20 protein-coding genes are annotated in these 21,100 nt (G+C 50.7%); 7 read left to right on the top strand and 13 right to left on the bottom strand.

From position 1 onward, the window contains the following. Positions 1-6: 6 nt before the first annotated feature. A complete protein-coding gene (locus AC4LF3_RS23075; protein ID WP_073450580.1) occupies positions 7-231 on the top strand; it encodes a DUF7740 domain-containing protein in 225 nt (74 codons plus the stop codon). 483 nt (positions 232-714) lie between these two features. Here AC4LF3_RS23075 and AC4LF3_RS23070 read toward each other — a convergent pair whose 3' ends face one another. After that, positions 715-939, bottom strand: a complete 225-nt coding sequence (locus AC4LF3_RS23070; RefSeq protein WP_073450582.1) for a hypothetical protein — start codon at positions 937-939, stop codon at positions 715-717. A 408-nt stretch (positions 940-1,347) separates the two neighbouring features. On the opposite strand from AC4LF3_RS23070, the gene AC4LF3_RS23065 reads away from it, so the two are divergent. Further along, positions 1,348-2,316 carry a YsnF/AvaK domain-containing protein gene (locus AC4LF3_RS23065; protein WP_112297491.1) on the top strand — a complete coding sequence of 323 codons (969 nt, stop codon included), beginning with the start codon at positions 1,348-1,350 and terminating at the stop codon, positions 2,314-2,316. Between the two features lie 279 nt (positions 2,317-2,595). Here the strand turns inward: AC4LF3_RS23065 and AC4LF3_RS23060 are convergent, their stop codons facing one another. The 3 genes from AC4LF3_RS23060 to AC4LF3_RS23050 form a co-directional block, all read right to left on the bottom strand. Next, positions 2,596-3,039 carry a globin domain-containing protein gene (locus tag AC4LF3_RS23060; protein WP_073450808.1) on the bottom strand — a complete coding sequence of 148 codons (444 nt, stop codon included), beginning with the start codon at positions 3,037-3,039 and terminating at the stop codon, positions 2,596-2,598. A 138-nt stretch (positions 3,040-3,177) separates the two neighbouring features. Next, the gene (locus AC4LF3_RS23055; RefSeq protein WP_447110450.1) at positions 3,178-5,076 is read right to left on the bottom strand and encodes a bifunctional diguanylate cyclase/phosphodiesterase; all 1,899 of its coding nucleotides are present in this window, start codon (positions 5,074-5,076) and stop codon (positions 3,178-3,180) included. 538 nt (positions 5,077-5,614) lie between these two features. Further along, positions 5,615-7,129: a sensor domain-containing diguanylate cyclase gene (locus AC4LF3_RS23050; protein WP_073450810.1), complete on the bottom strand. Its 1,515-nt coding sequence runs from the start codon at positions 7,127-7,129 to the stop codon at positions 5,615-5,617. 226 nt (positions 7,130-7,355) lie between these two features. Between AC4LF3_RS23050 and AC4LF3_RS23045 the strand changes: the two genes are divergently transcribed. Beyond that, positions 7,356-8,228 carry an MHYT domain-containing protein gene (locus AC4LF3_RS23045; RefSeq protein WP_125913095.1) on the top strand — a complete coding sequence of 291 codons (873 nt, stop codon included), beginning with the start codon at positions 7,356-7,358 and terminating at the stop codon, positions 8,226-8,228. 152 nt (positions 8,229-8,380) lie between these two features. Here AC4LF3_RS23045 and AC4LF3_RS23040 read toward each other — a convergent pair whose 3' ends face one another. Then, positions 8,381-8,659 carry a hypothetical protein gene (locus AC4LF3_RS23040; protein ID WP_139272300.1) on the bottom strand — a complete coding sequence of 93 codons (279 nt, stop codon included), beginning with the start codon at positions 8,657-8,659 and terminating at the stop codon, positions 8,381-8,383. A 1,387-nt stretch (positions 8,660-10,046) separates the two neighbouring features. Here AC4LF3_RS23040 and AC4LF3_RS23035 point away from each other — a divergent pair. Both AC4LF3_RS23035 and AC4LF3_RS23030 read left to right on the top strand, forming a co-directional pair. Further along, positions 10,047-10,457, top strand: coding sequence for a response regulator (locus tag AC4LF3_RS23035; protein ID WP_073450816.1), 411 nt, complete (start codon positions 10,047-10,049; stop codon positions 10,455-10,457). A gap of 787 nt (positions 10,458-11,244) precedes the next feature. Then, positions 11,245-12,234 (top strand): chemotaxis protein CheB, encoded by a 990-nt coding sequence (locus AC4LF3_RS23030; protein WP_491836861.1) that lies wholly within the window; start codon positions 11,245-11,247, stop codon positions 12,232-12,234. Between the two features lie 70 nt (positions 12,235-12,304). On the opposite strand, the gene AC4LF3_RS23025 is transcribed toward AC4LF3_RS23030, so the two are convergent. Continuing rightward, the gene (locus tag AC4LF3_RS23025; protein WP_073450819.1) at positions 12,305-12,679 is read right to left on the bottom strand and encodes a nuclear transport factor 2 family protein; all 375 of its coding nucleotides are present in this window, start codon (positions 12,677-12,679) and stop codon (positions 12,305-12,307) included. A gap of 330 nt (positions 12,680-13,009) precedes the next feature. Between AC4LF3_RS23025 and AC4LF3_RS23020 the strand changes: the two genes are divergently transcribed. Continuing rightward, a complete protein-coding gene (locus AC4LF3_RS23020) occupies positions 13,010-13,930 on the top strand; it encodes an Abi family protein (protein ID WP_073450820.1) in 921 nt (306 codons plus the stop codon). Between the two features lie 195 nt (positions 13,931-14,125). Beyond that, entirely contained in the window at positions 14,126-14,311 is a 186-nt protein-coding gene (locus AC4LF3_RS23015) for a hypothetical protein (RefSeq protein WP_073450821.1), read from the top strand. A gap of 225 nt (positions 14,312-14,536) precedes the next feature. On the opposite strand, the gene AC4LF3_RS23010 is transcribed toward AC4LF3_RS23015, so the two are convergent. The 7 genes from AC4LF3_RS23010 to AC4LF3_RS22980 form a co-directional block, all read right to left on the bottom strand. Next, positions 14,537-15,055, bottom strand: a complete 519-nt coding sequence (locus AC4LF3_RS23010) for a hypothetical protein (RefSeq protein ID WP_447110448.1) — start codon at positions 15,053-15,055, stop codon at positions 14,537-14,539. A gap of 82 nt (positions 15,056-15,137) precedes the next feature. Next, entirely contained in the window at positions 15,138-15,386 is a 249-nt protein-coding gene (locus AC4LF3_RS23005; RefSeq protein ID WP_447110447.1) for a hypothetical protein, read from the bottom strand. A gap of 85 nt (positions 15,387-15,471) precedes the next feature. Next, on the bottom strand, positions 15,472-17,055 hold the full coding sequence (xseA, locus tag AC4LF3_RS23000; protein WP_447110446.1) for an exodeoxyribonuclease VII large subunit: 1,584 nt from the start codon (positions 17,053-17,055) through the stop codon (positions 15,472-15,474). 1 nt (position 17,056) lies between these two features. Beyond that, complete coding sequence (locus AC4LF3_RS22995) at positions 17,057-17,272, bottom strand: exodeoxyribonuclease VII small subunit (RefSeq protein WP_019364817.1); 216 nt, start codon at positions 17,270-17,272, stop codon at positions 17,057-17,059. Between the two features lie 179 nt (positions 17,273-17,451). After that, positions 17,452-18,546 carry a hypothetical protein gene (locus AC4LF3_RS22990; protein WP_447110445.1) on the bottom strand — a complete coding sequence of 365 codons (1,095 nt, stop codon included), beginning with the start codon at positions 18,544-18,546 and terminating at the stop codon, positions 17,452-17,454. Between the two features lie 275 nt (positions 18,547-18,821). Beyond that, a complete protein-coding gene (locus AC4LF3_RS22985) occupies positions 18,822-19,919 on the bottom strand; it encodes a ParB/RepB/Spo0J family partition protein (RefSeq protein ID WP_019364814.1) in 1,098 nt (365 codons plus the stop codon). Then, the coding region (locus AC4LF3_RS22980) for an AAA family ATPase (protein WP_019364813.1) at positions 19,919-21,100 on the bottom strand (1,182 nt) is incomplete at its 5' end. The genes AC4LF3_RS22980 and AC4LF3_RS22985, both read right to left, overlap by 1 nt.

Below are 21,100 nucleotides of genomic sequence, written 5' to 3'. Positions count from 1 at the left end.
GCAATATTGAAGTTCATTGATGCCATCCTGGCGCTTGGCCTTGCCGCTGAAATTCATCAGACAGACAAGGCGGTAGCCGTAACGGCTAAACATCTACTAAAGCGCTTGTCTAGAAGCGAACGCTATCATGTCTTCGCTGTTCTCAACAGCGTATCTCCCCTTGAACACGTCCGGCTCTATATCAGGTCATTGCCTGATGAGCTACTCACATTCCGGATAGAGGAGGGGTGACTCTATCGAGCGCTAACCTCTGGTTTTATCCTGCCAGGAACCTATTTCAGCCAGCCTTGGGGCTTTGAGGATTATGGGCTTGACGGCTTCTGGTAATTCTATATTCGGTTTTATAGCGGGCCTTAACTGTAAGGACATCTGGTCCAGCTCTAGGACCAAAGCGTCGCCCTCAGCCAGTTCAAGCTGTTTTGCAAAGGCTACTGGCAAATCCACAACCAAACGACCTTCCCACTTTTTGAGCGTCGTTACACTTCTGGTTTTCTTCATCTCTGATATCTACAGGTCAAAATACACAAACCCAACACTAAGCCTAGGCACCACAGAGTTGGTCAATGTGAGCTATCTGAAGGAGCCGGGGCCATGGGGCTTGAGGATTTTAAGATAACTCTTCTTATGCTGATGTGATGCGCATGGCGATATCATCAGCTTACAAAGGCATGGAGTGTGTTAGACGGGAAGGACACGGTGATCAAAAGCTATATTTCAATATACCGTAAGCTCAATCATCGTCACTCCAAGCGACCGAAGCTGAGCATCCAGTATCACTTCTTGGTTAGCATCATTTAAATCCTCAGCGCCTGTTTCTCGGTTGGGTCCAGCCAGGCGTGCAGCCAGTATCTCCTTGGCTTCTCGAGAGGTTAAACCGCCAATATTGAGCTCAAGGCAGAATTCATACTCATTCAGGCTATATTTGATGGTTTGCGGCATATCCAGCGTTGGGGCTCAAAGGCCCGTAGTATTTTCAGCTCTAGACGTATCAACCATTAGGCTGATGGTAACTCTGCATCGCATTGGTATGCACTGTTCAAGAAGTGGAGTATTGGTATCTAGACAAGTTTCTCTGAGTGCCACCTTTCATATAGCACTTTGAACCAGGACAAGGTCTGCTTGGGAAATCCCCTGCCATTTGTAGGTTTCTCTGAACTAAAGCGGCAAAACCTGACTCCAGACCTACAGAGGCAATGATGCCAGCTAGCGCATCTGGACAGTCTGATGACATCAGATCAGTTGCGCTAAAGACTTGCTAGCTTGGATGCCAGATACCAGGCGTGGTGCAAAGCACACCACTTAAACCCATCACAGCCAAGGCTGTTGAAGAGCACACAGAGGTGACCTATGCAACATACTCTAGTAGCCGCGTTTGATCGCTATAACGAAGCTGAACTGGTTAAACGCGAACTCCTGGCCAAGGGCGTTTCCCAGACCAATATCCAGATTGCAGCTGCCAACGAAACTGGCGTGATTGATGGCACAACCGATACGTCCATGCGTACAGACGCTTCCCACACCGATACCCATGATGGCTCGGTCTCTGAAAAAGTAGGCCATTTTTTCCGCTCACTCTTTAGTGATGATGACACCGAGCACAAAGGCTATCGGGATACCTACACCGAAGCGGTTCGTCGAGGCTCTACCGTAGTAACGGTGACCGTTAATGATGACGCTCAGGTCCCGGTAGTTGAAGACATCCTCGAGCGTAACGGCGCAATTGATATCGATGAGCGCAGCGCTACCTGGACCAGCCAGGGCGCAACGGCTTATACCAATACCATGGGCGATAGCGCAGTCACCAGCGATGCCACCATGGCACCAGCAGCCACCTCAACCACTGCAGCTACGATGGGCGTAAACGCTACCCCACTGGCTGATCAGATGCCGGCTGAAACAACCGCTATTCCAGTGATGGAAGAAGACCTGAAAGTAGGTAAGCGAGAGAATCACCTGGGACGAGTGCGTGTGGTATCTCGTATGACCGAACGTCCCATTGAGGAAACCGTAAACCTGCGTGAGGAGCATGCAGTAATCGAGCGTCGTCCGGTAGATCGTCCGGTCTCAACCGATGACGTGTCTGCATTCCGTGAGGGTACGGTTGAGATTCAGGAAACCGCTGAAGAGGCTGTTGTGGCCAAGACTGCCCGAGTCGTTGAAGAAGTGGTAGTGGGTAAGGAAACCACACAGCACACCGAAACGGTACGCGATACCGTACGCCGTACTGATGTGGATATCGAGAAGGATGGCACTCGCTCGCACCTGAGCGGTACTCATGACTCAGACACCGACCTTACCGATCGCACCAAGCGCTAGTGGTGTTGCGAGCTGTTATTACTAGAGGAGGCTGCTATAGGTAGCCTCCTTATAATCGTCTTTTAACAAAACACATCAGGTGGAGGTCTTTGTGTCTGTCTTGCCCGATGAAGAGGATACTCTTGTTCGTCGTGTCGAATGTGAAGAATGCGGCGAGATGAGGCCATGTCATTACACGCTTCATCCTGAAAGTGACTCGCTTGTCTGGCTCTGTCCTTTTTGCAAAACAGAGCTCCAACCTTCATAGGCACACAGAGGATAGGCTTCGGACCACACCGATCAATGCGCTTCGCCATACAAGGTTTTTTCACGATTGATCATGATATCCGCCAGATACCAGTAGGCCTTACCCCAGGCGTCCAGGATCTCATCAGTTGCCGCATCGCCCAGTACATCCCTGATGGCGGGTAACAGCGCATTAGCCACGGCGGGATAGTGTTCGGGCTTGATATGGGTTGCAACATGGCGAGCGCAGATCTTGTCTACAGCGCCCTGAATGGCTTCTACCCGATCTGCATTTTTAGCAAACGCCAAGATAGCGCCAGCCAGTCGCTTGGGCTGCTCGCCGGATCTGAAAGCTGCCTCATCGAAAAGCGCCTTGATCTCAGGATCAACAAAGAGACGCTCGTACATTCGAGTGGTAATTGCCACGCCATGCTCCTGCAGGACAGGAGCAGTAGATTTAACGATGGCAATGGTTTCAGGAGAAAGAGGCTCGCTCATCACAGGTTCCTTAAAGACTTCAGGCTAATAGGTTTCTTATCAGCTAAACAATGCTGTTATCTCGTGCTTAAGCACTTTCAGAGTATAGACCGCTGCTGAGGCTTCGCTGGTACTATGGCCAAGGCTCTGCAAAGTGGCCTAGTCTTCCTGCTTACGCAGATTGATTGGCCGTACGTTATGAGGCAGCTCCGCCGAACCTGAGGCGAATTGATAGTTGTTTCTGCCCTTGCGTTTAGCGGTATACATGGCCGCATCAGCCCGAGCCATGATGTTTTCCGCTGAGAGATTTTCAATCATCGAGCTCAGCGCGATGCCAATGCTGGTACCAATTTTGGCTGGTCCATCAGAAAGAGAAAAAGGAACGCTGATCGCATCGCATACACTTTTGGCGATACGGCTACAGATAGCTTCTGACGCAACGCCACTGGCAATAATGACAAACTCATCACCAGCCAGTCGGCTGATGAAGTCATCCTTTCTTATCGCTTGACCGAGCCTGCGCGCTACCTGCTTCAGGATCTCATCACCCCCCTCATGGCCATGGGTATCATTGGCCAGCTTGAACCCATCAAGATCAAGGAAAAACAGGGAGAATGGAACGCCATCATGCCGGGCGGCAGCTATCACCTGTTCGAGCCTGTCATGCAAGGCGCGGCGATTGGGTAGGCCAGTCAGTGGATCAAGCATGGCCTTGTCGACCAGAGCCTTTTCTGCCCGCTTACGCTCTGTGACATCCTGGGACATAACGTAAAAGCCGACCACCTCACCATGACGCACGTCAGGAATATAGGTAGCGCTCCAGATACGCTCCTGCTCAAGGCTGTACTGGATATTGTCATGGCTGACCCGCTCCCCTGCCAATGCCCGCTGGAAACACGGAAGCAGTTCCCTATAGAGCTCAGGGCGCAACATCGCCGTCAGGGGTTTACCCAGTAGGGTTTTCGGATCGATATTAAAGATCTGACGGTACACATCGTTATTGAAGCGATAGCACAGGTTACGGTCTACCTGTGCAATGAGAATGGGCAGGTTGTCCGTGATGGTTTGCAGGGTTTCCCGACTACTTTGCAGCTCAAGCGTACGCTCCTGGACACTCCTTTCCAGTTCAGCCTGATAGTTCAGCCGCAGGGCTTCGTGCTCCTTACGCTGGCGGATATCATGCACCGCGGCGATAAAGTGTAACGGGTTGCCTGCGCCATCTCTTACCAGCGTAACGTCAATTGCTACCCAGACCAGATGTCCAGCCTTGTGAATGTAGCGCTTCTCAAGCGAGTAGGTCTGGCGTCGATTAAACATGAGATCAGCAACCAGATTCAGATCCGTTGCTAGATCCTCTGAATAGGTTATGTCAGAAAATGTCTTCTGCCTGAGCTCCTCGGCCGTATAGCCCAGGATCTCGCACAGTTTTGGATTAACCTCGGCAAACCGTCCCTGAAGGTCAACCAGCGTTTTTCCAATAGGTGACTGCTGGAACATGGCCGTAAAGCGCGCCTCACGATAACGCAGCGCCTGAGCATCCTGTTCCTGGATCAGTCGGGTTTCCCTGGCCGCCTCTCGTTGTATGAGTTCACGCTCAACCACACGGGCCAGATCCTTGAGACTAGCTTTGGCTCGCTCAGTTAGAGTTCGGGGCTGGGTATCGATTGCACACAGGGTACCGAGCACCAGACCCTGACTGCTGCGCAGCGGCACACCAGCATAGAACCGTACATAGGGCTCGCCGGTAACCAGCGGGTTGTCTGCAAAGCGTGGATCTTGCCAGGCGTCTTCAATCAGCAGCATGTCCTCGACATGAAGCGCATGGGCGCAGAAGGCCAGATCTCGTGGCGTCTCACAGACCTCAAGGCCCACCACCGATTTGAACCATTGCCGATGCTCATCCACCAGTGACACCAGGGCGATAGGGACCTGAAGAAGCTCGGAGACCACCCGCGTGATACGGTCAAAGGTCTCTTCCGCTGGGGTATCAAGCAGGTCGAGACTACGAAGCAGGCGAAGCCGCGCCTCTTCATTGGCGGGCAGAGGTGCGATTAGCATGATAGGGACCCATATCTGCGTCTAAACAACTAATCCTCTTATGCCAGCCGAGAGGTCTGGAATCAAATGAAATGGTATGAGTTAAGCCATGCTACTGCTTACCGGTAGAGGCGGGGTAGCTGGCAATATTCAGCTGATGGCTATATGTTGGCTGATATTCAAAACGTGAACACATATCTGATAACAACAGTGCTAAACAGCAGTGATACATCCTGGCATAGGCGGCCTCCGTCAGCTTTAATTGGCTAGCTGACTAACGATTGCGGCAGGGCGATATGCAGAGATTAAAAAAGCACAATCCGGCCAGGCACGCCATCAGGCTTGGCTGCATAGCACTGGGAACCGCGTCACTTCCCGTCTGGTTTCTAGCTGGAGCGCAGGGCAGTGATTATGAGCATAAAGAGGTTATTGCCATTTGCTCACTGGTGCCCTTTTTTATCTTGTCGATCCTAGGCATTGGTAAGGACAAGTCCTCACCCTGCATAGATTAAGAAGTCTGACTAGAGACCTAAGCTTCAGCATCTGGCATACAATAAGTTTATAAATGGCACATGGCAGGATGCACTCTGTTCCGGCCCAGTCCCTTCGCCTCGTACAGGTTTTGATCTGCCAGCTCAAGCGCTTCCGTCGGGCTATGAGCAAAGCCATCGCAGCCGGCCACATGGTAGCCGATACTGGCCGTCACACGTCCTAATGGAGAGTCCAGATGCTCGATGTTGAGCGCCCTGATACCTTCCACTATAGACACAGCGATCTGATGGGTACCCGGTTCATCCGTATTAGGTAGGAGAATGACTATTTCTTCTCCTCCATAACGTGCAACCAGATCGCCTGCACGCCGTACGCTGTTCTGGACGACCTGCGCTACCGCTTGCAGGCACAGATCTCCCATCTGATGCCCGTAGCGGTCGTTGAATTTCTTGAAGAAATCAACATCAAGCATAATCAGCCCTACAGGGTATCCCTGTCGCTTTGCTCGATTAAGCTCAACCGGCAGCATGACATCAAAGTGACGTCGGTTGGAAAGACCGGTAAGACCATCCTCCATTGCCAGCTTTTCAACTGTCTCATAGGCGGCCGCAAGCTCGAGCTGATGCTCCCGGTCCAGTCGCATATAACGTAAGACCAGCAGTCCCATCGCAAATAAAACAGCCAGCATGACAAGCAGGCCGCCTGTATAGATAATGACCTCGGTTATCCAGGGCGCCAGTACATCCTGCCGGGAGAATCCGACCTGAACGACCAAAGGGTAGCGCTCAAGAGCCTGATAGCCCTGGATACGGTCTACACCATCAACAACGGATCGAATGCGCGCTACCCCTGATGGGCCTTGTAGCAGGTACTTGCTATAGATCTCGCCCTTGGAGAGGTTGTAGTTGATGTTCTTTTCCGAATAAGGAAGCCGTGAGATCACCTCACCGCTGCGTAAGGCCTGAACAATGATATCTCCTGGACCCAGGCGAAAGTCGGCATAGTACTGGTTGAAGTACTCGATGTTGACCGTGATAAGAAAAACACCCGCGAAGCTGTTGTCCGGGTTGTTGATCCGGCGCGAGACCGGCACGACGAGGTCACCTGTGGAGCGGCTACGCAGAGGGGTACCAATACGTATCGCTCGATCCATAAAGGTCTTGTGATAAATGAAATAGTCACGATCACTATTGTTAATGCTGGCGGGATAGTCATCCTTGTCCGTTACGATCCAGTTGCCGTCCTTGTCATATACAAAGAAGCCATGCACCTGATTCATCTGCGCAACCTGGCGTTTGAACAGTCGTTTCAACCGCGCTACATCCTCACCCGATAACCCAGCGCCAAAGTTATCCCACTCAAGACGTTCGACGATCCCATAGCTGGCCAGGTCCAGATCTTCATAAGTGTCATAGGCATGCTGCGCCATGGATTTCACAAGGTTAGCAGCATTGGTTTCAGCCGCGCGCAGGGTCGCCTCATAGCTCCTGAACAGCTGCAGCGAGACGACACTAACAAGGCCCAGCGTAAAGCACACAGAAAAGGCAATAAACACACGCCGAAGACGATTGGTTTGTTTCATGGAAGCCTTTTCTTATCAATCCGGGCAATGACAGTTTCAGCGGGGCGTCTTTCAAGAAAGACCGTTTGTTCAACTATCGGCTAAATAGCTTATTAATTAACTCGAATTCCTAAATAGTTATTTCAACAGATGTGCGTACAAGTCTTTGCGATGAAAATCGTAGCTAAGATTTCAGTATGGCGTACGGCAGCCGTTAAGCTTTAGGTCTAAAACTCTGGTGGTTCGTATGCTTGCTGGTAGTTATGACCCACTTCTCGTGCTGGTCTCTGTAATCGTGGCGGTGCTGACCTCTTACACTGCGCTGCAACTGGCGTCTGCCGTATTTGGAACGTCCGGTACGGCTGCCCGGGTGTGGCTGAGCTGTGGCGCCCTGGCCATGGGGAGCGGCATTTGGGCAATGCATTTTATTGGGATGCTTGCCTTTAGCTTGCCAATTGAGCTTGGCTACCAGATCTCAACTACCGTGCTGTCATTGGGACTCGCCGTGCTAGCTTCAGCCCTGGCGCTCAGAATCGTCTGCCGTACGGATCTTAAGACCAGGCATTTCGCAGTGGGCGGTCTGGTGATGGGATGTGGTATTGCTGGTATGCATTATACGGGCATGGCGGCGCTCAACATGCATCCGGCAATTAGCTATGATCCGGCCTGGTTTTGCGTATCCATTGTGATTGCCATACTCGCATCAACCTCAGCACTGTGTGTGGCTTTTCATCTCAAACGTCCCTTGCCTCATGTCTGGATGCTGCGCTTTGCCGCCTCCATTTTTCTGGGCTTTGGCATCGTTGCGATGCATTACACGGGAATGGCTGGCGCGCACTTCCATAAAGCAAGCGTGAGCGGGGGTATGCAGGAAGGCATTCATGCCTACTGGCTTGGAACACTGGTTTCACTTGCCACCGTCTCGCTATTGACTATGACGCTGACTGCCATAGTCTTTGAACAGCACGCGCACCGGAAAAAACTCGCACGCAGGCTGGCTGATATCCAGTATCGCCTTGCATCACGGCAGAAGAAAGAGGACCCGCTTGAGCGCCTTCCTCGTTATATCGAGCAAGATGATCACCCGTCTCAAAATGTGTCAATGGCTGAACGTGAGTAGTTTACTTGGGCCTGTAGAGAAGCTTGATGGTACCTTGCACGACTTTAGAATGCCGATCCGGCGGTGCGTAACCCCTCGCACAATGGCATCTTTTTCGTGAGCATGGCGGACAGAGAGCAGAAGGACCACTTGCTACCGAATGGATAGTACCACTAGATAAGCCAACCCTCTGCCTGACCGGCAAGGATAATCCCTGCCAGATGTTCAAACTGATCCTCTTTAAGACCTCCCGCCTCGTGGATACCGTGAAGAACAAGCTGGAACCTTGCCAGAGCAGTCGCTTCTGCATCCATGATCGATGCCCGATGGCTGTTTAGCAGTTGTGCAAGATAAGGCTGATTGCTCAGGTAACTAGCTGCCTGCTCAAATAGCCGCTCCATCTGATATTTTCGATAATCATTACTGTGGTTTGGGTTAAGCGCTCTGGTCATCTCTTCGCATAGGCTGAAAATAGGGTTTACCGTTGGATGGCTAAAAAAGAGCCGCTGCAGGACTGGGGGTGTACTCTACCTGCAGCGGCTAACAGAGGATCAGGCAAGATCCTTATTGCTCCCAATAAAAAGACCAGCACTTATTCGTCTGGGTTTCCAACCGCTTGTCTATCGATCGTTTCAATGATAAGCACATCTCAATATGTCGACTTACCAGTCATCTTTTCGTGTACGGAAAGGGTATCGGAAATGATAAATTTCTATGTTTTCGACCTCTCGGTACGAAGCTAGATCTAGCGATGTTTAGGCCTTTTGGAATTGACACTTTGAGTGACCCTTTACGTGTCGTGATGCAACGTGTTGCTCGCGAGCTGTACCCGCTGCGCTGTAGGTACGAGGCTTTAGCCGAAAGTCATATGCTTCTTTCGGTCTATCATGCAGTAGAAAGCACCGTGATCTGTTCCTGCTATCTTTCGGTAGAAGAGCTGAATAAACCAGGTGTTGTTGATGGCTTCATTCAAAAAGCTCTTGCCCAGACTGACCAGCGGGGCACAGTTGATCAGAGCTAGACAGGCATCAGGCAGATCTTTGGTCTAAGCTATCTGGCAAACAGCCAGATGATTGATAATTCGAAAGATTATGCCCTTGCGACGTCATATAGAGCGCCTGGTTCAGGTGTTCGATCATACCTATGAAATCAAGGCTCAGCCTGTAAGCGCCGATGAAACATTGCTTTGTGTAAGGACACAGTCAGGTGAAACGCTGCTGAAACGAAGCCTTAAGCCCAGCCACATTGCAAACAGTGCTCTTCTGAATATGATTATTACCGATTGCGAAAGGGCGATCAGGCAGCACGAGACGGCTCAGGATGCGGCAGCTGTAAAGGCTGAGATCCGGAACCTTTTGAAAGAATCCAATAACTAGGGATAAGGTCAGGATCAGGGAAGAGGGACCAGCTCAAAAACAACATTGTCATTTACACGAGTAATGGTAAGGCCTGACACGACACCTACAGGTGTTCCGTTGATAAAGAGCTTGCTCTCTCGTATCTCGCCTGTAGGGAGGTCTCGACTTTTACCTTCAAAAAAACGGCTCTGATGAATCTCAGCAAACCTGACTCCATCACATCGGACCTCATAAGAAGCGTTTGGGTTGAAACCGCTAACATCTGCCATGGTTTTCCTGTGCAGTTTGGAGATGGCTGGCTTTTTGTCATTTCTAAAATAACTTTAGAACATGTATCCAAATAGCTATACATATTAGCCATTTTGTACAAGATTCAAGACAATTATTATACAAAACAGGTGTCTGGTCAGATATTTGGAACAGGCTGGCTAAACTCAAGTCCTTGAATCCATTGCCGAAGCTGATTTGATGACCCTTATTTATGCCTACCTTGGAATCCGCCAGCGCAACGCCTCCTACCGCGGTTCTTTGCGAAGACGAAGAGCTGGTGCGTGAATTGGTGAGAGACGTCTTGGAGATGGAGGGATTCTCTGTTGCTTCATTTTCGACAGCGGATGCTGGGTGGGATTACCTGCAAAACCATCTCAACGAGGTTGTACTGCTGGTTTCTGATATCTGCATGCCGGGGCGTCTAAATGGCATAGACCTGGCGCGTCTTGCAGCAAGTGCCTGTCCGGAGCTCCATGTTGTCCTGTCCTCTGCCTATTGTGCAGGCGCTGACCTGCCACGAAGGGATCATTCGTTTTTCTTGTCCAAGCCCTGGAAATTAGAACACCTGATACAGGTATGTCATAAGACAATGAAAGAGCTCAAAAGCAAAGGCGGTAGTTGAGCAAACGCCTCTGTTTCTGCTTACAACAAGACCATGCAGCTTGCGAAAATGCTGAGCACTAGGATCGTACCGATCAACAAATAAAGATGATAGTTTCTCTTTAAAGTTACATTTGATAGGGGAGGGTGATCAGGTGAACTCGTATGCAAAGCCTTCAAACTGTCCATACGATAGCGTAGGTACAAGGCTTTAGCGTAAGCTTTATCACCTTTCGCTTCTGAAATAACCTTAGCCCATAGGCTAGGTAATGGCCTTCCCAGGGTAAGCTCCATCACTATCTGCCTGTGGAAATCTTCTTCCTGCATTTTTCACCTCAGTAAACAAGCTAAAGCTAGCAAAGCTATCGGCTATGGCAAGACAAGCTTGAAGGAGGGGTGCCATTAATGTGGCACATTTCTAGCTTTCTTCGCCGCCATCTATATCAATGGCTTTCAAAGATTGACGCTTAAGGAATGCTGCGATGATTAGCCTAGGCGCTTTTATGGTTCTGATTGGCGTGATATGCCTGTTCCTAGGATATGCAGACCCTGTCTTCTTATTAAGTGGATTGGGCTTGCTGTCTAGCGCGGCCCCTATTTTGTACGGGGCAATGTTGAATGGTAGAGCCGACAAACCCAAGTAGGAGAATCAGAGGGATCGTTTAAGACTGGCAAAGAGCGTTGAGCCGGCACGATGAAACGGTGCGGCCTCAACTTGAGATGCTCCTCTGCTGAAAATAGAGATCCGTGGATGATGATTATCGAGGGTCTATACTGGTTCATAATAAGACCCAATAAGCGGTGACGGTATGGAATCGGTAGATCGGCTGATTGTTATCGGCACCTCGGCAGGAGGATTCAACGCCCTGCACTGGCTGCTGGCCAAGCTACCGGCAGATATCAAGGCTGGCGTACTTGTTGTGGTGCACATGAGCCCCAACGAGCAGGCGCTACTTGATATTCTCTCCCAACACACACAACTACCTATCCGCTATGCAAAAGAACTGGACCCAATTGTTCAAGGTGAAATCCTGATTGCTCCGCCTGACAGGCATATGCTTGTTGAGAACAGAAAGATCCGGATCGTGTATGGGCCTAAGGAAAACTTTGAGCGGCCTTCCATAGACCCGTTGTTTCGTTCTGCTGCCATTGAGTTTCGGGAGAATGTCATAGGCGTAACCTTGCCCGGTGACATGGAAGATGGCGTGCTGGGCATGGAGGCCGTCAAGTGCCATGGCGGGATTACCCTGGCTCAGGACCCGCTTGAAGCAGTCAGTCCCTTTATGGTTAATAACAGACTTGACCATACCTATGTCGATCACTGGCTTCCCGTTAACCAGTTAGCGGCAAAGCTGGTAAGCCTAACCAACGAAGCGGTCGAACCGTCGCAACAGGACGTAGACTGGTTAGCGACAGAAGATCAGGTATCCAAGCAGCGATCCTCAGGTATTCCCGGGTTGGAAGCGATTGGTGCTCCCTCCCCGTTTGGTTGCCCGGAATGTCGCGGCGTACTCTATGAGATCAAGCAGAACGGGCAGTTTCACTATCGCTGCCACACCGGTCACTCCTATTCCGCCGAGATGCTTTCCAAAAGTCAGGAGCGGCTGGCTGAAGAGGCCATGTGGACGGCAACACGTGTATACGATGAGAAGGAAGCCCTGCACCTTCGGCTTGCCGAGCAGGCCAAAAAGAGTGACCAGCCGCAGAACTATGAACGGCATCGACAAGAGGCAGTCAAGGCACGACAATGTTCGTGCTCGGCTGCGCGAGATGATTCGCCTTCACATGGCTTGAGCTAGCCCTTTATTCTTACGACGTTGATGGAATAATTCTAGCCTAGCCGCAGCGGTGAGTTAGCTTCTGAGTCTGTTAGACAATGATGCCCGCATGGGCTACCGCAACCTGCCACTGTTTGTTTGAAACTCGTTTCCAGATACGCGTGAAGCGAAAGTCTCCATTAGCAGGTTGATTGGCGTATCTACCAGTAATCTGGACCCGTACAGAAACAGCAACCGTGTCGATTCCGATCACTCGGACTTCTTGCTCTGAAGAGTCCAGTCTTGAAATACTAAGAGCACCTGATCCATGTGCTGATAGATCTGCTTCTTTGCCTAGGCATTGCCCCAGATGATTGGTAAAGATGAGGCTTGGAGACAGGAGTCTATCTAGCGCCTCGACATCGGAGGCCAGCATAGCTTGACGCAACTGCTCTTCCATATCCTGTATCTCACGCTCGATTTCCATGTCGGATTCTCATAATGTGCCTAACGACTAGTATCGCCCTAGACTATACGTACGGTATAGCTTTGAGGTTGTCGTTCTGCCCTTAATGTGTGCTACGGATACTGGCTTTTGATTTCATCGCTCAGGTCGTCTTTGCCAGCTTCTAGTTGCCGTAACCGAAAACGGGACGGGTTAACCAAGTTTGATCAATTTATCAACTTGTGTTAGAGTCATTATAAGAATAGCCCCCACGCCTCGGGCAGGTCCTAGGACCCGCACTGCGCACCAGGGGGTTAGTTATTTCTAGCTTCGCAAATTCCTTCCCAAAAACGTCCTGCAGGATGCCATGGCATGCCGCATGCGCATATCAATTTTCACAAGCCTGCCAAGTCGCCTAATGCCCTGCTGCGGCACCTGCAACTTAAAGGCTTAGACACTCGAAAACAGAAAGCAAAAGCCCTGCAAGCCCTTGAATTCATTGGCTATCATAGGCTGCTCATCTATATGCGACCGCTGCAAGATGCGCAGAAACGTTTCTTTGCTACCGTCCAATTCGACGACATTCTCCAACTGTATGACTTTGACCGACGTCTACGATTGGTTTTTCTAGACGCGATTGATCGTATTGAGGTCGCGTTTCGTTCGGTCATCATCAATACCTTAGCCCTAGACAAGGCTTGTGGCCCGCACTTCTATCAAGATGCTATTCACTTCACGGATGGCCAAGCACACCGGGATCTCTTGAAACAGGTATTGGGTCTTCGTGAAAAAGGTAATGCGGCACTCAAGCACTACTATGAGACGTACAATACGCCAGCCCTGCCGCCAGTCTGGACCGTACTCGAAGCAATGACCATTGGCCAGCTGTCCTGTCTGTTCAGTGATCTACACCTAGACCACCGTAAGACGGTTGCAGCCAAATTTCGCTACGATGAATCGGTGTTGTCAACTTGGCTACAAAGCTTGACCCTGCTGCGCAATGTCTGTGCCCATCATGGCCGACTCTGGAACGCTTCGATTACTGCAGGTGCGCCAAAGTATGCTAAGGCCATTACTGCTGAGTTTCCCTCTCATAACGACCGCGGTCGGGTGTTTGCTCGAGCGGTGGTAGTCCAGGCTCTGCTCGCTGAGATCGATCCGACTTCCGATTGGAAGTATCGATTCAAACACCTAATGGCGACTCTACCTATGACTGTACTGGCTAAAGCTGGCCGGACAACGGCTGATCTTGGACTTGTGGATGGTTGGGAAAGCCGTCAATTCTGGTCCTGAACCAGCTGGCAAATTTCTTCAATATCGAGCTCACTCTATATTGATCAGAGCACCTTTAGAGTCAACTTTGATCATGCCCTCGGGTTACATTGGAGTGGACTATAACTGTCCGAAAGTGAGTAACCGTATTTGCAGTGGGTGCAGCAGCTTCCTTTGCTGGAATGACTGCGCTGAACAAGGTACAAGAGGTTAAACATGATCAACAAGCAGCAACAGCCGCTGAAAAGCCCGTATCGGAACGAACAGGAATTTCAAACGTTCCTGGCCAAGATCGATCATCAGCAGTCCAAAAGTAGCCTGGCTCTGATTGCTAAAGCAGGCGCTGCCGGTGTAGCAATGGTGGTAGCTGGCGCTTATATGCTTCACTGGATTTCATCTTAACGATCCGCGAAAGGTAGCATATGGATGATATGGTTCTGTTTGTATTTCTAGGCGTCTTCAGCGTCGTTTGGCTTGTTACTGCGATATATGAAGCTTCTAAAGCTTAACGTAGTAGCATTCTCAAATACCCAAGATAGCTTCGCATAAGAAAGCTTATGTTAAATTGATATCGCTTCTGCCTGCCCTTCAGCTCTTTGTTTTATAGCTAAAACATTGCCACCTTCCCTAATGCACTGTCTTCAACCCTGACCGCTGGCTGTATAGCCGTGCCTCAGCCTGGCCCATGCTTTCGCCTGTCCTTTGCATGTGCTCGGACAGTTCCTCAGCATCAAATCCAACCTGATCACGCATGGCATTGTTGACGTCAGCCATGACCCGTTCTGCATTGCGCGACCACTCGCTGACAAGATTCTGCGTATGCTTCATGTCGTCTTTAACCCATGCTCGGGGATCAACACTGTCTGTGGTCAAGAGTCCCAGCGTGCGGCCTACCGCTGGCAATAGGGTCATATAAAGCGTCACCCAGCAGATGGGCTCCATCGGTTGGGTCGGATCAATCAGGGCATTGTGGAGATAAGGCGCCGGGCTTATCTCATCCAGCTCGTTGGCTATCTCGACGATCAGGTCAACGATTTCCTCTTCCTGTATTTCCAAACCATCCAGCTTGATAGCCATCTGGAGCAGATGGATCAGCTCAAATAGTGTGTTTACCTTGGAATGGTCTTGGCTTGATATCGATGTCATGACATACCTTTTTAGTTGACCCAACCGCATAAAAAACCGCCCGAAGGCGGCTTTGTGTGTACGCATCGTCCATAAGGCCAGTTTAAGCCTCTTCTTGGAGACGGAACTCAATATACATACGTCCAAATTCAGCAAACGCAGCTATACCGCCAAAAATGACGATTGCTTTTGCTAGCGGTTCAATCATGTCCGCTGTGGTTGGTACGCCATCCAACTGGTTCATAAACTGGAGGAATACGCCTAGCAGGACAAAAAGAAAGGTTATGAATTTACTTTTTCGAGCAGCTTTTACAAAACACTCACGGCGTTCCTGCAATGTAAGTCTCTGCATTTATTGTTCCTGTGCTTGGTAAATCCTATTTCAGACTAGTCGGAAAGCACGTATCCGCAAAAGTAACCGCTGCACATTATCCTTATCATTGTTGAATGATGGCCGCTTTATTCCCATCGAAGAAACTGATCTCTATCCGATCTCCTGAAGTTACCTCAATGGCTGATCTCACGAATTGCCCATCCTGCCGCTTCACCAGCGCAAACCCCTTGGCCATGATCGCTCGTGGGTCCAGCACTGCATAAAGATCCTTATAGCGCTGCAGCGAGGCTTCCTCCTGCTGAAGGCTTCCCTGCGCTGCCAACTGGTACTGCCCAGCCAGCGAATCAACACATCGTTGTTGCTCAGCCAGTCGGGCGTCCAGCTGCAAGGACAAGGCTTGCCTGGCCTGCATGAGTTCCTGCGCCGCATCAGCAGCCTTGCGCTCTGCCAGATAGGTATACTGCGTCAGGAAATTACCTAGACATTGCTCTTCCTCTGCTACGAGAGACGGAAGCTCTGCTAGATACCGCTCCTGATAGTTGTGCAGACGATCGCTGGCGCTTTGCAGTGACTCACGCACCATTGACTGCGCCTGGGCCTGCCAGAGGGTCACTTGTCTCTCGTGCCGGTTCAGGCAGTCATCCACGCCTCGGCGATAGCAGTGGCTTAGCTCAGCCAGTGTGAGGGTCTCGTTGCTTAGCTTTTGCTGGGAGAGGTTCTGATACTGCCCGTGCAGGCTCACGAGACAGGTCTCTTCCCGGCTTAGGGTCTGGTCGATCAGCTGCCTGGCCAGCTCAATGCTTCTACCAAGCTCCTCGGACTCCAGCTGGAGATGGCGCAGGATCGATCCAATGACCTTGGACGGCGTATCGAAACGGGTATGCGCTACCAGATCAAGTACCGTCTCGTCGCGCTCATGGCCGATGCCGGTAAAGACCGGGATAGGCAAGCGGCAGATCAGCTTGGCCAGCCCATAGTGGTTGAGCCATGCCATATCGGCCTTGGCCCCTCCTCCCCGGATCAGACACACCACGTCATAGGGTGCCTTGCCATGTGCTTCGTAGAGCTGGAGAAAGGCCTGCTTGATCGACTCAGGAGCCTTCTCGCCCTGGAATGTGGCGGTGTAGTAGTGAAAGCTTACGAGGCCATGGCGCTCGAGCAGATCCGCTTCGCGCCGGAAGTCACCAAGCCCTGCGGCTTGATCAGGCGAGACAACCGCTATACGCCAGAAGCCTGCTGGCGCTGCGAGCGCCTTTTGCCGATCATGGATGCCCTCTTCCTTTAACCGCGCCAGTATCTGCTCGACCTTGGCGTGCATTTCACCCAGTGTGTAGTTCGGGTCAATGCCATAGACCTGGAGCTGGAAGCCATACTGGGGATGCAGGGTCGCGCAGACCTTGAGCATCACTTTCATGCCGGGCTGCGGTTTTGATCCCGTAACCTGTTCAAAGGCTCTTAGCTGCACATTCGAGACACTGCCAAACATCACAGCCGAACACTTGGCGATTTCCTTGCCATCAGCGCTCTCGATCAGAGTAAACCAGCACGTACCACCATTGCGGACATTGAATTCGCTCAGCTCAGCCACAACCCAGATATGCTCGGCAAAGGAGCGTTTGATCACCCCTTCGATCTGCTTGAGATAGCTGTGTAGCGAGATATGCACCGCTGGTGCTGGCGCGTTCATGTCAGCACTCGGCGGCAGGCGCAGACTGCTTCATCGTCTCGGCTACAGCAAGCCGTGTCCTGGTCAGTCGATCTTCGCAGAACTTGAAGGCCTGGTTCATCTGGGCGGTCAGGGTTTCCAACTCGTCGATGGAGACCTCACCGCGCTGCAGGCGCTCTACATTGGCTTTGATGAAGGACAGATTCTGCTCGTAGGTTGAACGCTGATCGTCAGACATGCGCCATCTCCCCTATTTCCTTGGCTTTGATATTCCGAGCATAGTGCCAGACGATTCTGAAGTGGCAATCCATACCCGATGTCTCACCAATGGCTAGTAGACCAGAGGTTTTGAAAACGTTGCCGTTTATGAGGGTCATAGAGTTTGATCTTCGCTTCAAAATCAATGATATAGCTTCATCAAACAACAAAACGGGGCGCTGTCCAGCGTCCCTCGCGTATGAGCTTCAAGGCGATGTTCATGGCTTTGGCCAAATTGAATTTGGCAAGACTCCCTTTCTCTATCGCTACGGCAATTTCATCTACATATCGCCAAGGATCTGAGTTGAATGCCTTTCGCTGCTTGATTTGCCGATAGATCCAGAACCGAAGCCCCCCGGGCTCGCTTGTTGTTTTGTTATTGTCTTCCTTCGGAATACTTTCTTGGCTCGCAAATCTGCTATCCCCATCAAGTGCAGGCTTGCCACCCTCTTCCGCTTTACTGCTGTGCGCGCAGACTTCGCTATCCGGTGGTGTAACGACTCGGTTTTGCACCTCAGGTTTATACCCATTGACTTCAGACTTACTCACTGCCTGTTTTTGGGCGATATGAGGGTGTCTGGCTCGCGATCGAATAGCATTGAGCCGCTGGGCTAGTTTGCAATCGCGGGCAGATAAATCCCCCTTTTCTTCAACTGTAGTCGACGCAACGTCGACGCATGGTCGTATTACTGTTGATCCTGAAATCTTAACGTCGTCGCCATGTAATTGATCTACTTGTTCGCAGTCATTATTTTTACCAACGTCTACGGCATTAACCTGAATAGGGTTTTCTATAATACTGCTGTCTACGTACCCATCACCTATAGCCACGTCACTTGATTTAGATTCACTTGTTTGATCACGACGTATACCTTTTCGATCGGGTATCTCTTTTGTAATAAGCGCGACGACCTGTGCTGGAGCAGTAGCTCTATAGATGGAAGGTAGCTGTCTTTGGTTTACGTCATATTGCTCATCAATTACTAGATAGCCATTTCTTTGAAGCTGGTTGACGTAACGTCTTACAGAGTCAACTGACTTACCAAGCCTTTTAGCCAAAAAACCTAACGTCAGTTTACGTTTACGCTCGGTCTCTAAAGCGCACAGCTCCCAGAGCGAAAACCATAAAACCTTTGCTCCATCACTTAACGTAGACGTACTGATTACATGGCGCATAAGAGGAGCACTTAATAGCCTAAATTCCTTGTCTTTTAACAAAGCGTCTATAGCTGTAGACGTAGCAGCGAGGGTCATGGACTTTTCTCCGGGCATAAAAAAACCCGCCTGTTGGCGGGTTCTGGGGGAGGACTTTTCTAGCCCCGGACCAGGTGGTATTGGTTTACCTGGCGGGGCGCTGGACGGTCGTTTGGGTGAGCCTGCTATTCGATGTTCATCAAAGGTTGTAGGCCTACAACCTGAATCAGTAGCTGTGGTTGTAGGCCTACAACCCTGATCCGTAATTAAAGAAAAAGGCCTACTACTCTTCGCAAACAAAGAGGTTGTAGGCCTACAACTTATATTGTTGATAATCATTCGCATTTAAAGGCAGCCTTCAGTCGGGCCTCAACTTCTTCTTCTGAAAGGTCTCGGGTAAGGTCTTTCGCTAACGTGACACTCCAGACGCCGCGTTCTGTTCGGCGCATGGAAAATAGTTTATTGCCGGAGGCATCAAGAACAGATTTGGTACCGCTAGGGCAGGGACTTGAGGTGCGTGCAGCCTCAACAGTTCGTGTCAAAGCCTTGTCTGCCATTTTGCCGCTTTGAATCAGTGCGGCGTTGGCAACAATGTGTTCGATATTGGCCTTGTCTTCTGCAAGGCTAAGAATCGCCTTGACCGTTCCTATCCCTACTTTTGCAAATGAGCCTACTGCCGAGGCGATCTCATCTGGGATACGGTTGTAGATCATGATGTTTGAAAGAGTGGCCTTGTTAAGCCCTAGATGAGCGGCGAGGGCTGCTTGGCTAGGGTAAACACCCATATCCAGAGCTTTCTTGTAGCTCAATGCACGCGCCCAGCTGGATATATCTTCACGTCCGGCATTTTCATTGACCATGGCCTGATAGGCACCTTGATCAGTGAGCTTGCGAACGAATGCTTTAACTTTTAGCCCTAACTCCTTACAGGCTGTCCACCGCCGCCGTCCATAGATAAGCTCGTATCGGCCACCTTTTTTAGGCCGTACAAGAATGGGGACGATTTGACCATGCTGGTTGATGCGCAAGGTCAGGTCACTTATGTCACCAAACTCATCTACAGGCCGGTCGTTCAGTTCCCACTCGTCAATAAGCCCAGTGTCGAGCTCAACGATAGTGTCTTCGTTGGCAGCCTGTCTGGATGATTTGTCTTTGGTGGGTTCAGCCGAAACTTGCACTGAAGGGGAGGGCGCTGCCTTCCTTACCTCTTCCTCGAAAAACTCTGCAGCAGTTGGCGCAGAAGTGTACGGGGCAGGTTCTTCCTTGGCTGATACTGGTTCTACCGGAATCTGCTCCGCCGACGTGTCAGCAGGTTGGGTGTCTACGTAGGGTTTCTTTATACGGCCTTGCGCAGCAGCACGCTTTTCCTCACGTTTGCGGTTCAGGTCATTGATAAAATATCCCGCAATTCCAGGTATTGGGTGATCAGTCATCACTCAACTCCCTTGGCCGCTTCGGCCTGTCTATTCCAGAGAAGTTTGAGATCATCGATAATTTCGTTGTTTACGGCGTCTATGATGTCGATGGCTCTCTGATACTGGCGACGGTTGTTCTTGCCTTTTACCTGGTCGTAAACAGAGGACATTTCTGCACTCGCCTTCTCAATTTCAGCCGTCATGCTCACGACATTATTCAGTACGTACTCGCCGTAGAGCTTACGAATGCGATTCTCAACAAGCGCGGAGCCTTTGTTACCGGGATGCTTGGTAATAACGATGCGAAGATAATCAAGACTCTTTTCTAGTGAGGCGAATAGAGACGTCAATGTGGTTGATAGCATTACGAAGGAGGCGTGGTCGTAAGTACTGGGCGGTATCGGAATAAGTACGGCATTGCATGCAGCCATCGCGTTTAAGGAAGCTGCGCCCATATTCGGGCCGCAATCAAGCAGGATGATGTCGTAATCCTCCCGTACCACTTCAAGCGCTCTTGAGAGTCGCTCAGCTGGGACACCAAGCCTGTCTTCATTTTCACGGTCCGTGTAGAGAAACTCTAACGATTGGAGATGAAGATTGGACGGGACGAGGCGGATGCCAGGGAAGTAAGAATCACAAATCACAGACTTGATAAGCTGCGGATCCTTGGTCATCGCATTATTAATGATGTCGTCAGGACCCAGCTCCATATCCGGGATCAACGGGCCAAGATTAAACGTCGTGGAGGCCTGCGGATCGAGGTCTACTACCAGAACGCGTAAGCCATCAATTGCGGCTTTCTGTGCCAAATGCACCGTTGTGGTCGTTTTAGCAACTCCGCCTTTGAAATTGCTGACCGCGAGGATGGCCGCTTGAGATCCAGCGGGCCGCTTGTAGCGAGTGCCATATTTTTCGCGAAAGTAGTTGATGTCATCCAGCGAGTAAACCCATGCCCCCCGGGCATCTTTCTGACGCACGTCCTGATTTAATCGCAGGCTGTTAGGATGACGACCAATCAGTTTGGCGGCTTCGGTAATAGACCAGATACGAGCCTGTTTTTGCTCATCGGGACTAATGATTGAGGTACGAAGAGACTCCAGTTCCTCATTGCCTTCAGCAGAAAACTTGGCAAATAACTGAGCTGCGTTCTCTACACCTAGGACTATCGAGGAAAGAGGCTCTTTTGTGACATCTCTCAT

It is taken from the genome of Pseudomonas sp. C2.3V (genome assembly GCF_058536325.1).
The sequence above is the reverse complement of the archived record's forward strand: the minus strand, read 5'-3'. Positions and strand labels throughout refer to the sequence as shown.

Coding starts and splice junctions, on each gene's coding strand:
- AC4LF3_RS23045 (WP_125913095.1), top strand. CDS start 7,356: ATGCTTGCTGGTAGTTATGACCCACTTCTCGTGCTGGTCTCTGTAATC.
- AC4LF3_RS23040 (WP_139272300.1), bottom strand. CDS start 8,659: ATGACCAGAGCGCTTAACCCAAACCACAGTAATGATTATCGAAAATAT.
- AC4LF3_RS22995 (WP_019364817.1), bottom strand. CDS start 17,272: ATGTCTGACGATCAGCGTTCAACCTACGAGCAGAATCTGTCCTTCATC.
- AC4LF3_RS23055 (WP_447110450.1), bottom strand. CDS start 5,076: ATGCTAATCGCACCTCTGCCCGCCAATGAAGAGGCGCGGCTTCGCCTG.
- xseA (WP_447110446.1), bottom strand. CDS start 17,055: ATGAACGCGCCAGCACCAGCGGTGCATATCTCGCTACACAGCTATCTC.
- AC4LF3_RS23030 (WP_491836861.1), top strand. CDS start 11,245: ATGGAATCGGTAGATCGGCTGATTGTTATCGGCACCTCGGCAGGAGGA.
- AC4LF3_RS23070 (WP_073450582.1), bottom strand. CDS start 939: ATGCCGCAAACCATCAAATATAGCCTGAATGAGTATGAATTCTGCCTT.
- AC4LF3_RS22990 (WP_447110445.1), bottom strand. CDS start 18,546: ATGACCCTCGCTGCTACGTCTACAGCTATAGACGCTTTGTTAAAAGAC.
- AC4LF3_RS23020 (WP_073450820.1), top strand. CDS start 13,010: ATGCCGCATGCGCATATCAATTTTCACAAGCCTGCCAAGTCGCCTAAT.
- AC4LF3_RS23015 (WP_073450821.1), top strand. CDS start 14,126: ATGATCAACAAGCAGCAACAGCCGCTGAAAAGCCCGTATCGGAACGAA.
- AC4LF3_RS23065 (WP_112297491.1), top strand. CDS start 1,348: ATGCAACATACTCTAGTAGCCGCGTTTGATCGCTATAACGAAGCTGAA.
- AC4LF3_RS23050 (WP_073450810.1), bottom strand. CDS start 7,129: ATGAAACAAACCAATCGTCTTCGGCGTGTGTTTATTGCCTTTTCTGTG.
- AC4LF3_RS23005 (WP_447110447.1), bottom strand. CDS start 15,386: ATGCAGAGACTTACATTGCAGGAACGCCGTGAGTGTTTTGTAAAAGCT.
- AC4LF3_RS23010 (WP_447110448.1), bottom strand. CDS start 15,055: ATGACATCGATATCAAGCCAAGACCATTCCAAGGTAAACACACTATTT.
- AC4LF3_RS23035 (WP_073450816.1), top strand. CDS start 10,047: ATGCCTACCTTGGAATCCGCCAGCGCAACGCCTCCTACCGCGGTTCTT.
- AC4LF3_RS22985 (WP_019364814.1), bottom strand. CDS start 19,919: ATGACTGATCACCCAATACCTGGAATTGCGGGATATTTTATCAATGAC.
- AC4LF3_RS23060 (WP_073450808.1), bottom strand. CDS start 3,039: ATGAGCGAGCCTCTTTCTCCTGAAACCATTGCCATCGTTAAATCTACT.
- AC4LF3_RS23025 (WP_073450819.1), bottom strand. CDS start 12,679: ATGGAAATCGAGCGTGAGATACAGGATATGGAAGAGCAGTTGCGTCAA.